This is a genomic window from Streptomyces sp. NPDC053750, from assembly GCF_044544295.1.
Taxonomy (GTDB): domain Bacteria; phylum Actinomycetota; class Actinomycetes; order Streptomycetales; family Streptomycetaceae; genus Streptomyces.
Genome location: NZ_JBITXB010000004.1, coordinates 156,268 through 169,585, shown reverse-complemented (window position 1 = coordinate 169,585; position 13,318 = coordinate 156,268). Strand labels below are relative to the sequence as shown.

14 protein-coding genes and 1 pseudogene are annotated in these 13,318 nt (G+C 72.6%); 6 read left to right on the top strand and 9 right to left on the bottom strand.

The genetic code is table 11. The features are described from left to right. Nucleotides 1-78: 78 nt before the first annotated feature. Complete coding sequence (locus ACIGO6_RS13430) at nucleotides 79-1,968, top strand: S9 family peptidase (protein WP_399875137.1); 1,890 nt, start codon at nucleotides 79-81, stop codon at nucleotides 1,966-1,968. 129 nt (nucleotides 1,969-2,097) lie between these two features. Here the strand turns inward: ACIGO6_RS13430 and ACIGO6_RS13425 are convergent, their stop codons facing one another. Next, nucleotides 2,098-3,993 (bottom strand): NAD-binding protein, encoded by a 1,896-nt coding sequence (locus tag ACIGO6_RS13425; RefSeq protein WP_399875841.1) that lies wholly within the window; start codon nucleotides 3,991-3,993, stop codon nucleotides 2,098-2,100. Nucleotides 3,994-4,214: 221 nt separating this feature from the next. Here ACIGO6_RS13425 and ACIGO6_RS13420 point away from each other — a divergent pair, with 221 nt between their 5' ends. Both ACIGO6_RS13420 and ACIGO6_RS13415 read left to right on the top strand, forming a co-directional pair. Continuing rightward, nucleotides 4,215-4,724, top strand: coding sequence for an NfeD family protein (locus ACIGO6_RS13420; protein ID WP_399875135.1), 510 nt, complete (start codon nucleotides 4,215-4,217; stop codon nucleotides 4,722-4,724). Between the two features lie 81 nt (nucleotides 4,725-4,805). Beyond that, on the top strand, nucleotides 4,806-6,368 hold the full coding sequence (locus ACIGO6_RS13415; RefSeq protein WP_399875133.1) for a flotillin family protein: 1,563 nt from the start codon (nucleotides 4,806-4,808) through the stop codon (nucleotides 6,366-6,368). A gap of 25 nt (nucleotides 6,369-6,393) precedes the next feature. On the opposite strand, the gene ACIGO6_RS13410 is transcribed toward ACIGO6_RS13415, so the two are convergent. The 4 genes from ACIGO6_RS13410 to ACIGO6_RS13395 all read right to left on the bottom strand — a co-directional run bounded on the left by ACIGO6_RS13410 (nucleotide 6,394) and on the right by ACIGO6_RS13395 (nucleotide 8,652). Further along, nucleotides 6,394-7,491 carry a PucR family transcriptional regulator gene (locus tag ACIGO6_RS13410; protein WP_399875131.1) on the bottom strand — a complete coding sequence of 366 codons (1,098 nt, stop codon included), beginning with the start codon at nucleotides 7,489-7,491 and terminating at the stop codon, nucleotides 6,394-6,396. A 19-nt stretch (nucleotides 7,492-7,510) separates the two neighbouring features. After that, nucleotides 7,511-7,804, bottom strand: coding sequence for a zinc-ribbon domain-containing protein (locus ACIGO6_RS13405; protein ID WP_399875129.1), 294 nt, complete (start codon nucleotides 7,802-7,804; stop codon nucleotides 7,511-7,513). A gap of 126 nt (nucleotides 7,805-7,930) precedes the next feature. After that, a complete protein-coding gene (locus ACIGO6_RS13400; RefSeq protein WP_399875127.1) occupies nucleotides 7,931-8,155 on the bottom strand; it encodes a helix-turn-helix domain-containing protein in 225 nt (74 codons plus the stop codon). Next, nucleotides 8,155-8,652, bottom strand: a complete 498-nt coding sequence (locus ACIGO6_RS13395) for a DUF2975 domain-containing protein (RefSeq protein WP_399875125.1) — start codon at nucleotides 8,650-8,652, stop codon at nucleotides 8,155-8,157. Before ACIGO6_RS13395 ends, ACIGO6_RS13400 begins: the two co-directional genes overlap by 1 nt. A gap of 228 nt (nucleotides 8,653-8,880) precedes the next feature. Between ACIGO6_RS13395 and ACIGO6_RS13390 the strand changes: the two genes are divergently transcribed. The 3 genes from ACIGO6_RS13390 to ACIGO6_RS13380 all read left to right on the top strand — a co-directional run bounded on the left by ACIGO6_RS13390 (nucleotide 8,881) and on the right by ACIGO6_RS13380 (nucleotide 10,974). Then, on the top strand, nucleotides 8,881-9,165 hold the full coding sequence (locus ACIGO6_RS13390) for a DUF3040 domain-containing protein (protein ID WP_399875124.1): 285 nt from the start codon (nucleotides 8,881-8,883) through the stop codon (nucleotides 9,163-9,165). 157 nt (nucleotides 9,166-9,322) lie between these two features. Then, nucleotides 9,323-9,454 carry a hypothetical protein gene (locus ACIGO6_RS13385; RefSeq protein ID WP_399875122.1) on the top strand — a complete coding sequence of 44 codons (132 nt, stop codon included), beginning with the start codon at nucleotides 9,323-9,325 and terminating at the stop codon, nucleotides 9,452-9,454. A gap of 284 nt (nucleotides 9,455-9,738) precedes the next feature. Beyond that, nucleotides 9,739-10,974, top strand: coding sequence for a cation:proton antiporter (locus ACIGO6_RS13380; RefSeq protein ID WP_399875121.1), 1,236 nt, complete (start codon nucleotides 9,739-9,741; stop codon nucleotides 10,972-10,974). Between the two features lie 93 nt (nucleotides 10,975-11,067). Here the strand turns inward: ACIGO6_RS13380 and ACIGO6_RS13375 are convergent, their stop codons facing one another. The 4 genes and pseudogenes from ACIGO6_RS13375 to ACIGO6_RS13360 all read right to left on the bottom strand — a co-directional run bounded on the left by ACIGO6_RS13375 (nucleotide 11,068) and on the right by ACIGO6_RS13360 (nucleotide 13,230). After that, a complete protein-coding gene (locus ACIGO6_RS13375; protein WP_399875119.1) occupies nucleotides 11,068-11,553 on the bottom strand; it encodes a cation:proton antiporter regulatory subunit in 486 nt (161 codons plus the stop codon). A gap of 96 nt (nucleotides 11,554-11,649) precedes the next feature. Then, on the bottom strand, nucleotides 11,650-12,237 hold the full coding sequence (locus ACIGO6_RS13370) for a hypothetical protein (RefSeq protein WP_399875118.1): 588 nt from the start codon (nucleotides 12,235-12,237) through the stop codon (nucleotides 11,650-11,652). A gap of 187 nt (nucleotides 12,238-12,424) precedes the next feature. Then, nucleotides 12,425-12,862, bottom strand: a pseudogene (locus ACIGO6_RS13365) (RNHCP domain-containing protein); the annotation flags it as partial. 2 nt (nucleotides 12,863-12,864) lie between these two features. Then, on the bottom strand, nucleotides 12,865-13,230 hold the full coding sequence (locus ACIGO6_RS13360) for an RNHCP domain-containing protein (protein ID WP_399875116.1): 366 nt from the start codon (nucleotides 13,228-13,230) through the stop codon (nucleotides 12,865-12,867). Nucleotides 13,231-13,318: the final 88 nt, after the last annotated feature.

The window sequence follows — 13,318 nt, the reverse complement described above, 5'->3', positions numbered from 1 at the left end:
AGCGTGGACGAGGGAAGTTTTCCACAGGCTGGGGATCTGATCTGCGCGTTGTCGCCGGGGCGGTGCAGTATGGGGGCCATGACTGAGAGCAACGGGTCCACGTCGTCGGACCAGCGGCGGGCACAGGACGCCCCGTACGACACCCCACAGGACGTCCGACACGAGCGCGACGGCCGACAGGGCGAGGGGATGCCGGACTGGGAGAAGCGGTTCCGCGCGCCGCGGGTCTCGCTGCCGGACTGGGCCGAGGACGCGCCGGACCGTTCCCTGTTCGTGTCGAACGCGACGGGGACGTACGAGCTGTATGCCTGGGACCGTACGACCGGCGAGCAGCGCCAGGCCACGGACCGGCCCAACGGCACGACGGACGGCGTGCTCTCGCCGGACGGCGACTGGATCTGGTGGTTCGACGACAAGGACGGCGACGAGTTCGGCGTCTGGCGCCGCCAGCCCTTCGCGGGCGGTGAGGACGAGCTCGCCGTCCCGGGCCTCGACCCCTCCTACCCGGCGGGCCTCGCCCTCGGCCGGGACGGGCGCACGGCGGTGATCGGCCGCTCGACCGACGAGGACGGTACGACGATCCACCTGGCACTCGCGGGCGAGGCGCCTGCGGAGATCTACCGGCACCGCGAGTCGGCGGGCGTCGGCGACCTCTCCCACGACGGCACGCTGATCGCGATCGAGCACACCGAGCACGGGGACGCGATGCACTCGGCGCTGCGCGTCCTGCGCCCCGACGGCACGGTGGTCGCGGAGCTGGACGACACCAACGGCGGCGAGGAGGAGCTGGGCCTGGAGGTGCTGGGCTTCGCGCCGGTCGCCGGTGACACCCGCCTGCTCATCGGCCATCAGCGCCGGGGCCGCTGGGAGCCCCTGGTGTGGGACGTGGCGACGGGGGAGCAGACCGACCTCGCCCTGGAGCTGCCCGGTGACGTGAGCGCCGAGTGGTACCCGGACGGCAGCGGCCTGCTGATCGTGCACGGCTTCGAGGCCCGCAGCGAGCTGTTCCGCTACGACTTCGCCGAGCGCGAGCTGGTGGAGATCGCGACCCCGGCAGGCACCGTCTCCGGGGCGACGGCCCGTCCGGACGGCAGCGTGGAGTACCTGTGGTCCTCGGCCGCCGAGCCGTCGGCGGTCCGCTCGACGAGCGGGCGCACCGTGCTGGACCCGCCCGGCATGAAGTCACCGGGTTCGGTTCCGGTGGAGGACGTGTGGGTGGAGGGGCCGGGCGGCCGCATCCACGCCCTGGTCCAGAAGCCGGCCGGCACGACCGGCCCGCTGCCGACGGTCTTCGACATCCACGGCGGCCCGACCTGGCACGACAGCGACGCCTTCGCCGCGGGCCCGGCCGCCTGGGTCGACCACGGGTACGCGGTGGTCCGCGTCAACTACCGGGGCTCCACGGGATACGGCCGCGCCTGGACCGACGCCCTCAAGCACCGCGTCGGACTCATCGAGCTGGAGGACATCGCGGCGGTGCGCGAGTGGGCGGTCACCTCCGGCCTCGCCGACCCCGAGCGGCTGATCCTCACCGGCGGCTCCTGGGGCGGCTACCTCACCCTCCTCGGCCTCGGCACCCAGCCCGAGGCCTGGACGCTGGGCATCGCCGCCGTCCCGGTCGCCGACTACGTCACCGCGTACCACGACGAGATGGAGGGCCTGAAGGCCCTCGACCGCACCCTGCTCGGCGGCACCCCCGAGGAGGTCCCCGAACGCTTCGCGGCGTCCTCCCCGCTGACCTACGTCGACCAGGTCAAGGCCCCGGTCCACATCTCGGCCGGTGTCAACGACCCGCGTTGCCCGATCCGCCAGGTCGAGAACTACGTCAAGCGCCTGGAGGCGAGGAACGCGGTCCACGAGGTCTACCGCTACGACGCGGGACACGGGTCACTGGTCGTGGACGAGCGCATCAAGCAGGTGAAACTGGAACTCGACTTCGCGGCACGACACTTGCCGCCCACCGCGTAGCCGGCTGCTTGGCCGACCGAGTCGGTCTCGAGGGTGGCTGCTTGGCCGACCGAGACGGGTGGTGGGTGGGCATGGGCCGGGGGTCCAGGGGGCGGAGCCCCCTGGCGGGGGTGTAGGGGGCGGCGCCCCCTACACATCCGTCCGCTGTTGCGCACGCCGCCCCAGCAACTCCGCCAACCCCCGCCGCGTGGCCGCCAGCACCACCCGATCCTCACCCCGCAGGACATACGTGTCGGGCAGCTCCCACACCCACCCCGACTCCCGCACCCCCTCCGCACCGACACCCTCGGCGTCCCCCGCCCGCCCCCGCGTCTCGCCGGAGACCTCCAGTGCCAGCACCCGCCACGCCCCCGCCCGGAACGCCTCCCCGACCGTCTTCCCCTCCAGCTGCGGATGCCCGGCCACGTCCACGGCCGCGAACAGCAGCACCCGCCGCTCGACGGGGATCGCGCCCAGGATCTGGCGGCCCATCATCGCCCCGGCGAACGCGGGCGCGGCCAGGTGGGTCACGCTGCGGCTCCGGGTGAGCGCGCCGGGGTGCGCGGCGCGCAGGGTGCGGTACACGGCGGTCGCGAAGGCGTCGTCGTACAGGCGCAGCACCACCCGCAGGTCGGACCGTACGGAGCGGGCGTACAGCACGGCCTCCAGGTTGGTGGTGTCCACACTGGTCAGGGCGAGCAGGGAGTGCGCCCGGTGCACCTTGGCCGACTCCAGGACGCCCTCCTGGGTGACGTCCCCGAGGACCACCGGCACCCGCAGCCGCCGCGCGGTCGCCATGCCCCGCGCCTCGGGATCCGCCTCGACGCACACGACGGGGATGTCCATCTCCCGCAGCCGGGTCAGCACCCGCGTGCCGATCTTGCCGAGACCGAGCAGGACGACATGCCCGCCGAGCCCGCGCGGCGGCTTGCGCAGCGTCGAGGCGCTGCGGAAGGTCCCGAGGGCCTCGAGCACGGCCGCGAGCAGCACGGGCAGCAGCAGGAGTCCGACGAAACCGGAGAGCAGCTGGAGGATCTGGCGGCCGGTGTCCTTGTTGTGCGCGGGCTCGTTGATGGAGAACAGGTCGAGCAGTGTCACGTACGTCGCGTGCAGGGGATGGTCGCCGGTGACCACCATGAGGGCCACGGCGAGCGCGACCACGCAGCCCGCCAGACCGGCCAGCGACCACCGCAGCCGCCGCGAGAACAGCTCCCCGAACGGCGGCACACCGGCCCGCCCGGCGGGCAGCGGCGGACCGGAGTACGACACCTGCTCCAGGACCACGGTGCCGCGCCCGGTCGCCGCCTCCACCGCCGCCGCGTCGGGCAGCAGCTGCGGCCCCTGGTCGCCGCTGTCCTCCGAACCGTCCGCCCCGGCGGGGTCGTTGCTCGTCGTGGACAGTAGCGCGAGGGTGCACAGACCCGGGTCGGCCACCTCGCCGGGGCGTGGCGGCCGGCGTTCCACCGCGCGCAGCAGCAGCCCGTCCGTCTCGACGACCTTGCTGGTGCCGACGAGGGCGGTCGCCGCCAGTGCGGGCGCGGCGGTGTCGGCGTCGGACAGCACGGTCGTCGAGGCCTCGACACCGTCGAGCCCGGCGACCTGTCCGCCGCCGGTGGCCAACGCGGCGCTCTGGTCGAGGAGTTCCTCGATGTGCTGGCCGAGGCGCCGGTTGTAGAGGCGCAGGACCAGACGCAGCCGGGGGTTGAGCCGGCGGGCGGTCAGGGCCGCGCGAATGTTGGTCTCGTCGTCGTCGTACACGAGGGCGAGTGCGGCGGCGCGATCCACCCCGGCCTCCGCGAGGACGTCCTCGGTCGGCTCGGCGGCCTCCAACTCCTGGGTGCCGTCGCCCTGGTCACCGTTGCCCGCACGGTTGACGGCCGCGTTGACCATGCGGTCCAGCAGCGCCGCCGCGCGGGCCCGCCCGACCACGGGTTGAGGCACCCGGCGACCGGAGGGCGGGACGACGAGAGTGACCTGTTCGCGGTAGACACCGCGCAGTTCGGCGGCCAGTCGGTGTGCGAGCCCGTCGTCGCCGCACACCACCATGTGCGCGTACGCGTCGCCCGGCCGGCCCTGATTCGGAACGCTCCCCATTTAGGAGGAGACAGTACCCGCGGGGCGTGCGGTTCCGGGAGTGTCCGAGGCGGTCGAGGGCGGCATTAAAGACGCGTAAAGATTGCCGGTTTCCGGCAATGACGTGGCTCGCGGTCGCGTGTGACGATTCGTTTCACCGAAGCTCAGCGACGGGCGAGAGGGGGACGGCACGCATGGCCTGGTTTCTCGGGCTGGGTATCACGGGGATCGTGCTGCTCGCCCTGTCGCTGGTCTTCGACGGACTGCTGGAAGGCGCCTTCGACGGAGTGCTGGACGGCGTCCTCGAGGGGTGGCTGTCGTTGCCGGTCGTCGCCGGGTTCGTGGCGATGACCGGCTTCGGTGGAGCCATCGCCCTCGGCACCGGCTGGACCGGTCCCGCGGGCGCCACCGGAGTCGGCGCGGTCGCCGGGGTGGGGGCCGGCTGGTTGACGTACCGCCTCAGCCGCGCGCTGATGCGCGACCAGACCGCCGTCACCCCCAGCACGAACGACCTCATCGGCACGTCCGGCAAGGTCGTGACCGCCATCCCCGCGGACGGCTACGGCGAAGTACTGCTCCGGCTCGCCGGGCAGCCGCTGAAGTGCGCGGCGCGCAGCGCGGAGCCGGTGGCGCGGGGGGCCGAGGTCTGGGTCGAGGCGGTGCCGACGGGAACGTCGGTCGTGGTGCGCCCGGTGGACCGCTGAGCTTTCCCAAGGGCAGTCGGCCGTGCAGTGGTCGTTGGTTCGTTGTTTCGTTGTCTCTCTGTGTGATTCGGGGGCGTTGCCATGAGTCCTGTCGTCATCGCGGTGGTGGGAGTCGTCGTACTCCTGGTGCTGCTCGCGCTGGTGGTGGTCAGCCGCTACAAGGTGGCCGGCCCGAGCGAGGCGTTCATCGTCACCGGGCGCCGCGGCAAGAAGTCCACCGACCCGGAGACGGGCCGGGTGTTCACCGACAACAGCGGCCAGAAGGTCGTGGTCGGGGGCGGCGTGTTCGTCGTGCCGTTCGTGCAGCAGCGCTTCACCCTCGACCTCTCCTCCCGGCACATCCCGGTCGCCGTGCGCGGCGCGGTCACGCTGCGCGGTGTGAAGGCCAACCTCGAAGGCGTCGCGATCGTCAAGGTCGGGGGCACGGAGGACGCCATCCGCGCCGCCGCGCAGCGGTTCCTGATGCAGCAGGACGGCATCGTCGGCTTCACCCAGGAGGTGCTGTCCGGCGCACTGCGCGCGATCGTCGGGCGAATGTCCGTGGAGGACGTCATCCGGGACCGGGCCGCCTTCGCCGGGCAGGTCGCCGAGGAGGCGGAGGCGAGCCTGTCCGGGCAGGGCCTGGTGCTGGACGCCTTCCAGATCCAGGACATCACCACGGAGGGCTCCTACCTGGAGGACCTCGGCCGTCCCGAGGCGGCGCGGGCCAAGCAGGAGGCCGACATCGCCGAGGCCGTGGCCCGGCGGGCCGCCGAGCAGGCCCGGCTGAAGGCCGAGGAGGAGATCGCGGTCGCGCAGCGGACCCTCTACCTGAAGCAGGCCGAGATCAAGGCCGAGACCGACCAGGCGTCGGCCCGCGCCAACGCCGCCGGACCCCTCGCGGAGGCGGCCCGGCAGCAGGACATCCTCGCCGAGCAGGAGAAGGTCGCCGAGCGGCAGGCCGCGCTGAAGGACCGCCAGCTCGACACCGAGGTCCGCAAGCCCGCCGACGCCCAGCGGTACGCGGCCGAGCAGGAGGCGGAGGCCCGCCGGGTGGCGCGGGTGAAGCAGGCGGAGGCCGAGCGGTCGGCCGAGATCGCCGCGGCCCAGGCGGAGGCCGAGCGGGCTCGGCTCACCGGTGAGGGCGAGAAGCAGCGCCGTGGCGCGCTGGCCGAGGCGGAGGCCATCGAGGGTCTCAAGCAGGGTGAGGCCGAGCGTTCCCGGCGTGCGGCGATCGCCGAGGCCGTACGGCTCGAGGGTGAGGCGGAGGCCGCCGCGATCGGCGCGAAGGGCACGGCCGAGGCCGAGGCGATGGAGAAGAAGGCCGACGCCTTCGGCCGCTACGGCGACGCGGCCGTGCTGCAGATGCTGGTCGAGGTGCTGCCGCAGGTGGTGGCCAAGGCGTCCGAGCCGCTCGCGGCCGTGGACAAGATGACGGTCATCTCCACGGACGGCGCGAGCCGGCTGTCGCGCACGGTCGCCGACAACGTGGCGCAGGGTGTGGAACTGCTCAGCTCCACCACGGGAGTCGACCTGGCGTCCCTGCTGAAGGGGCTCACGGCGACGGGCGCGGCGGGGCAGGTCTCTCCGGAGGCGGACGGCGCGGGCCCCGGCCGTCCGCAGGGCGCGGACCCGCGCAACGGCAAGGTGGAGATCACGGGCTGACCACCCCACCCAGGAGCCGGCCCGCTCAGATCTCCTGGGCGGGCCAGCCCAGCAGCCGGGCCCCGATGACCGCGGTCTGCAGGGTGTAACGGTGCACCGGGTCGGCGGCGTTGGCGCCGGTCAGCTGGTGGATGCGGTCCAGCCGGTAGGTGAGGGCCCGCACGCTGAGCGTCAGCCGCCGGGCCGCCTCCGCCGCGGTGCAGCCGGCCTCGAAGTACACCTCCAGGGTCCGCAGCAGCGGCTCGGCACCGCCGCGGGCGCCGCGCAGCGGGCCCAGCACGCTCAGCACCAGGTCGGCCATGGCCTGCCGGTCGCGGGTGAGGACCGGGTAGACCAGCAGGTCGGCGGCGCGCACCACGGGCTCGTCCAGCTCCAGCCGCTCGGCGAGTTCGAGGGTGCTCAGCGCCTCCTCGTAGCTGTGCACCACGCCACCCGCGCCGCTGCGGGGGCGCCCGACGGCCACCCGGCTGCCCTCCGTGGCGGCGTACGCCTGCTTGGCGAAGAAGGCGAGGACGTCGTCCTGGTCACCGGGCGCGATGCAGATCAGCTGGCCGTTCTTGGTGGCGATCAGGATGCGCCGGTCGCCGAAGCGGGAGATGAGCGCGCTCTCCACGAGCCGGGTGACCTGGGCGGTGTCGTCGTACGCCTCGGGCGCCTGGGCCACCGCGACGGCGTGGGCGCGGGAGAGGACGAGGCCGAAGCGCTCGGCCCGTTCGGCGAGCCGGCCCAGGTCGCTGCGCCCGTAGAGCAGGTCGTCGATGAACTCCCGCCGGGCGGCCTCCTCCTGGCGTACGGCGAGGCGCTGGGCGCGTTCGTATCCCTCGGCGAAGGCGTCGACGGCCTGGGTGACGGCGGCCAGCACGCTCTGTGCCGCGTCCGGCCGCTCCGCCCCGCCCGGCCAGTCGGCGCGCGTGGCGTCCAGGTGGAGCCGTACGAGGCTGCGCAGGCTGTGACCCGCCTCCGCGGCCCGTTCGCCGAAGAACCGGCGGTCCTCCAGCTCGTCGCGGGTCAGCCGGCGCCCCGTGCCGGCGACCTCCGCCAGGAGCCCGGCGTACCCGGTCAGATACGTAGTCGGCGTCTCCTCCGTCTCCTGCGTCGCCTGCGTCTCCTGCTGTTCCGTCACCCCGCTCCTCCCCGGCCGGTCACGGCCGCTGGTACGGCTGCTGCTGCGGCCGGCCGGAGGCCTGACCGCCCTGGCCGCTGCCGGCCTGCGCCTGGAGCTGCTCCGCCTGCTCCCTGGTCAGCTGCTGCTCGGCGCCGCAGAAGGTGCACTGCGTGGCGTACTTCGTGGAGAACGGGAACAGCGGCACGAAGAACAGCGTGAACTTCGTGACCCGCTTCCTGAGGGTGTGGGCGGAGGGGTTGCCGCACTGGGTGCACACCAGCGTCAGTATCGCGAGCTGGTAGAGGTAGCCCTTGGTGCCGAAGATGATCATGAGGTGGTCCTTCCCGGTCTGAACCGAACCTGCCGGCATGCAGATCCTCTCCCGGATCGCGCCCGAACGGGAGCCGGGAGCGGGGAGCCGGGAGTCGGGGGCCCTGGAGTCACCCGGTGCCATCGATCACGCGTCTGTGTCCGCGTCCCCGGCTTCCCAGCGCAGCAGGTCTCCCGGCTGGCACTCGAGCACCTCGCACAGCGCGGCGAGCGTCGTGAAGCGCACCGCCTTGGCGCGGCCGTTCTTGAGCACGGCCAGGTTGGCGGGGGTGATCCCGACGCGCTCCGCGAGCTCGCCCACGGACATCTTGCGCTTGGCCAGCATCACGTCGATGTCGACGGCGATCGGCATCAGATCACCTCGGCGAGCTCGGCCCGCATCCGCGCCGCCTCGAGGTCGCGGGCGACGGCCTGGGCGAGCAGCATCCGCAGCACGAGCACCACCAGCGCGACCCCCAGCACCGCGATCGCGACCCCGCCAAGCAGGAGGACGATGCCCGGCGCGACGGCCTCGCCCGGGGCCAGGACGACCCCGAGCGCGAAGACCAGAAGCGCGGCGGCGACGAAGGCGCCGATCACGGCATGCACATACCGGAAGGCACCGAGGGAGAACACGGTCCCTCGCCGCACCATCGTCACCAGCCGCCACACGCAGACCAGCACGACCTGGGCCGTCACGACGCCCAGCACGACGATCACGAGCACCGGTGTGCGGACGGACGCGAGGGCCGCGTCGGCTCCCTCGAAGTCCATGGCCAGCAGCGGCACCATCACCGCCTGCACGAACACCGATCCGGCGAGCAGCGCCACGAGCACCGCACGCAGGGCAGATACGGTCAGCTTTCCCATCGCCCCTCCCCTCCGTTCCCTTCCATCTGTCCCTTGTGTTCCTTTCCGCTGGCGTCGGTCAATCGACCCACGATGGAAATCTATCGAAAAACGATAGGAGCGGCAAGGGGTGAGGGTACGGCTACAGGTCAGGTCCGGCCATATGTGGGTACCGGCCCGGATGGTGGTCGCACCCGGGCTCGGGGAAGGCTGTAACCGACTCCAGGTCCCGCTTCGGAGGAGGACGCCATGCCCCCGTCCGACGACCAGCGACTCAGCGAGATCGAGTCCCGTCTCCACCGCGACGATCCCCGCTTCGCCCGAGCCCTCGGTGCCGGTCGCCCTCGCCGGCCGCGCGAGTACCGGCCCTTACGGGCCTGGCTGTTGCTCGCCACCGCCCTGTCCGCGCTGGGCGTCGGCGTCGCCCTGCCCCACGGTCTTCTCATCGCCACCGGCCTGGTCCTCGCCGGCATGGCGGGGGAGCTCTTCGACCCGCATCGCAGGCGATCCCCCTCCCGATCCCCGACCCTTTGATCCCTGTACGGGATGAAAGAAAGCGCAATGCGAAATAAGTCGTACGGTAAACTTCTTTACCGAGCCGTGACGCTCCGTTGAGCGATGAAGCGCTCACCTTGCGGAGGTCTTGCGGAGGGCGGGGAGCCCCGGACGGGAGGGACACGACATGGATCGCATGGATCGAGTTGTCCCCACCGCACTGACCGTACCGACCGTCGCGACCGCCATGACGGTCATGACCGTACGGATCGACAACACCGCTCGTGACAGCGTGCCCGAATCGACCGGCGCCGCTCTCGGCCTCTGACCCTCCGGCCGGTCCTCCGGCCGTTCTCACGACCGACTGAGCCCCACCGCCGCGATCGCCACCGCCGCGATCCCCACCCCGCGACCCCACCGCCACGCCCGCCGTTCCGCCGCGTCGATGCGACCGGCCCTGCGCCGGGACTCGCGCACCACGCCCACCCTCGGCAGCGCCGTCACGCTCCACCCTGCCCCCGCACCGCACCGCACCGCCGCGCCCTTGCCCGGCACACGCCCGGGGGCCCCGCACCGACGCCGTCACCGAACCGAACCGGAGGACAGACGCCCGTGCACGACACGACCGCCATGCTCATCGAGCTGGGAGCGATCATCCTTGGCCTGGGACTGCTGGGCCGCCTCGCGGGCCGGGTGGGCTTCTCGCCCATCCCCCTCTACCTGCTGGCCGGACTCGCCTTCGGCCACGGCGGCATCCTGCCCCTGCAGGCCAGCGAGGAGTTCGTGGCCACGGGCGCCGAGATCGGCGTCATCCTGCTGCTGCTCCTGCTCGGCCTGGAGTACAGCGCCTCCGAACTGGTCACCAACCTCAAGACCCAATACCCGTCCGGCGCGGTCGACTTCGTACTGAACGCCGTACCCGGCGCCGTCGCCGCACTGATCCTCGGCTGGGGCCCGGTGGCCGCCGTGGCACTCGCCGGCGTCACCTGGATCTCCTCCTCCGGGGTGATCGCCAAGGTCCTCGGCGACCTGGGCCGGCTCGGCAACCGCGAGACCCCCGTCGTCCTCGGCGTCCTCGTCATCGAGGACCTCGCCATGGCCGTCTACCTGCCGATCCTCACCGCCCTGCTCGCCGGCGTCAGCCTGGCCGGAGGCGCCGTCACCCTGCTGATCTCCCTGGGCACCGTCGGAGCCGTCCTCTACGTCGCGCTCCGCCACGGGCGGCTGATCAGCCGCGCGGTCTCCTCGGACAACGCGGAGATGCTCCTGCTGGTCGTACTCGGCCTCACCCTCCTCGTGGCAGGCCTCGCCCAGGAACTCCAGGTCTCCGCCGCGGTCGGCGCCTTCCTCGTCGGCATCGCCCTGTCCGGGGAGGTCGCCGAGGGCGCCAGCAGCCTTCTCACGCCGCTGCGCGACCTGTTCGCCGCCGTCTTCTTCGTCTTCTTCGGCCTGTCCACCGACCCCGCGGACATCCCGCCCGTCCTCGTCCCGGCGCTCCTCCTCGCCGCCGCCACCACCCTCACGAAGGTCGCCACCGGCTGGTACGCCGCGCGCCGCGCCGGAATCCGCGGCGCCGGACGCTGGCGGGCCGGCGGCACCCTCGTCGCGCGCGGCGAGTTCTCCATCGTCATCGCCGGACTCGCCGTCGGCGTCGAGCCCCGCATCGGCCCGCTGGCCACCGCCTACGTGCTGATCCTCGTCGTCCTGGGCCCGCTCACCACCCGCTACACCGAGCCCCTGGCGCGCCGCCTCACCCGCCGTAGGCCCACCGAGGCGGCCCTGGCCCCCACCGCCACCGACACCGAACTGGCCGAACCGGCCGCGGATTCCGCGCACGCCAACGCCTGACGGCGTCGGGGAACGGAAACGCCGGTCACGGCGCGAGCCGGGCGCGAAGCCCGCGGCGCCGGGCCGGCCGAGGCCGCGTGGGTGCCGTACCGCTCACTGCCCGCCGAGAATCCCCGCGGCGGCGTCGACGCCCTCACGCGTACCGATCACGATCAGTGTGTCACCGCCGGCCAGCCGGAAGTCCGGCCCCGGGGACGGGATCGCCTCGGCCCGCCGCAGCACCGCCACGATCGACACACCCGTGTCCGTACGCATCCGGGTCTCTCCGAGCACACGCCCGTTCCACCGCGACGTCGCCGACACCTCGACCCGTTCGGCGACCAGCCCCAGCTCGGTCGTCGACAGCAGGCTCGGACTGTGGTGGGCCGGCATGAGCGCGTCGATCACGCCCGCCGCCTCGTCCGCGGTCAGCCGCACGGACAGCGCGCAGTCGTCCGGATCGTCCTTGCGGTAGGCGCTCAACGTCCGCGACCCGTCCCGCTCCGCCACCACCGACAGCCGACGCCGCTCGCGGGTGGTCAGGTCGTAGCGCACCCCGATCCCCGGCAGCGGCGTCCTGCTCGTACGCGCAGCACCCACGACTGACCTCCTGTCCGGCCCGGGCGACAGCGCGGGCAGCCACAACGAAGTCAGCCACCCTAGGCCCTGCCGCGCACCCGCCCACTCCGGGGGGTGTCAGCCCCGCAGGGCCAGGTGGTACGCGGAGGCCCACAGCACCACGGCGCACGCCAGACCCGTCACGACGCGCACGTTCTCGTCCGTCAGCCCCGCCGCGTAGAGCACGAGGCCGACGACCGCGACCAGGGTCAGGAGCGTCGCCGTCCACCGGTACTGCCACTGGTCGTAGAGACGGGCCAGCGGGAAGAAGTGCACGCCCACGACGAGCGCGATGCCCACGGGCACGAGCCCGGCCCGGCCGGAGGCGTTGACCGCCGCGATCACCGCGAAGATCGCCACCAGTTCGACACCGTTGACGATGCCCACGTCACGCGCCCACTTCTGCGGCAGGTCGACGTTCCGGGGCGAGGGTGCGGCCCCCTTGCGGTAGCCGAGGTAGAGCGCTCCCGCCGTGATCAGCAGGGCCGCGATCTCCGTCCCCACGGGCACGACATCCGTCGCCGCTCCGGTACCGGACGCCCCGGCGAGGGCCCACAGCAGCCCGAACACGGAGAGCACGAGGGTGCCCCGGCGACGCAGACTCCGCGTGAGCGCGAGGCACTCGGCGCCCGCGGCGGACGAAGAGGATGGCGTCGTAGGCGTCATTGGCGGAGGCTACAACGGTCTCCGCAGCTCAACAGGGCATTTTTCCAACTTGGTTCGACACCCGCGGCTCAGGGGGCTTGTCGCGTTGTGGTGCCGTGGACGTGCGGATGTGTGGCGGCTGCCCGGTGGAGGCGGGCCACGGGACGAGGCGCGGTGCCGGTATGTCCCGTGGCCCGGGGTGCGGTTGCAGGGTGAGCAGTGCGCGGCGGGCCATGCCGGTGCCCGCGCCCGGGCCGTGAAGCGGTCTGAGGGCCAGGCGGACCAGGGCGAGGGGGTTGTCGTCACCGGCGATGCGGTTGGCGCTGAGTTCGCCGCAGGTCAGGCACTGATGGATGAGCATCCACTCGCCGTCGGGGCGCGTGGACATGGACACGGGCTCCATGCGTCCCCGGCAGGTGGCGGCCCGGTCGCCCGGGACGCGGGCGTCGACGTGCAGGCTGGCCAGGCAGTTGGGGCAGTGGTTGCGATGCCCGGTGCCCGGCGCGACCAGGGACACGTCGAGACGGCACCCGGCGCACTTGAAGTCGTTCGCGCGGTGCCCGCCGTGCTCGTGGAGCACGTCCTTGTGCCGCTGTGGACGGCTGCGCACGGAAGTCTGCCGCCGGGTGGTGTTGCGTCGCGGCATGCTCACAGCCCTCCGAACGCTTCGAGCGGGAAGGGCGGTTGGGCGAGCGGCCGGACGGCCATCCGCATCAGGACGAGCTGGTTGTCGTCCGCGCAGATGGGGTTGGAGGTGAGTTCGTCGCAGCGTACGCAGCGGTGGATGACCATCCAGTCGCCGGTGCGCAGCACGGCGATGGCGATCGGCGACATCCGGCCGTGGCAGTCGCTCGGGCCGCCCTCGACATGGTCGGTGACGTGCCGCGAGTGCAGACAGGACGGGCAGTGGTTGCGACGCGTGCCGTCGGCGGCGGTCGCGGACACGGTCAGACCGCACCACGCGCAGGCGAAGGTGTCGATGGTGAGTGTGTTGAAGGTGTTACGGGTGGACACCCGGGTGCTCCTTGCTGAGAGGTCAGACATGACAGCAAGAGCAGGCCGAGCGGCCTCGACGAGCAGGACACCGGAGACTTACGTCCGG

Excerpts from the sequence above, each read along its gene's own strand:
- ACIGO6_RS13405 (WP_399875129.1), bottom strand. The coding sequence starts at position 7,804 with ATGATCATCTTCGGCACCAAGGGCTACCTCTACCAGCTCGCGATACTG.
- ACIGO6_RS13395 (WP_399875125.1), bottom strand. The coding sequence starts at position 8,652 with ATGGGAAAGCTGACCGTATCTGCCCTGCGTGCGGTGCTCGTGGCGCTG.
- ACIGO6_RS13430 (WP_399875137.1), top strand. The coding sequence starts at position 79 with ATGACTGAGAGCAACGGGTCCACGTCGTCGGACCAGCGGCGGGCACAG.
- ACIGO6_RS13420 (WP_399875135.1), top strand. The coding sequence starts at position 4,215 with ATGGCCTGGTTTCTCGGGCTGGGTATCACGGGGATCGTGCTGCTCGCC.
- ACIGO6_RS13425 (WP_399875841.1), bottom strand. The coding sequence starts at position 3,993 with ATGGTGGTGTGCGGCGACGACGGGCTCGCACACCGACTGGCCGCCGAA.
- ACIGO6_RS13390 (WP_399875124.1), top strand. The coding sequence starts at position 8,881 with ATGCCCCCGTCCGACGACCAGCGACTCAGCGAGATCGAGTCCCGTCTC.
- ACIGO6_RS13370 (WP_399875118.1), bottom strand. The coding sequence starts at position 12,237 with ATGACGCCTACGACGCCATCCTCTTCGTCCGCCGCGGGCGCCGAGTGC.
- ACIGO6_RS13415 (WP_399875133.1), top strand. The coding sequence starts at position 4,806 with ATGAGTCCTGTCGTCATCGCGGTGGTGGGAGTCGTCGTACTCCTGGTG.
- ACIGO6_RS13385 (WP_399875122.1), top strand. The coding sequence starts at position 9,323 with ATGGATCGAGTTGTCCCCACCGCACTGACCGTACCGACCGTCGCGACC.
- ACIGO6_RS13400 (WP_399875127.1), bottom strand. The coding sequence starts at position 8,155 with ATGCCGATCGCCGTCGACATCGACGTGATGCTGGCCAAGCGCAAGATG.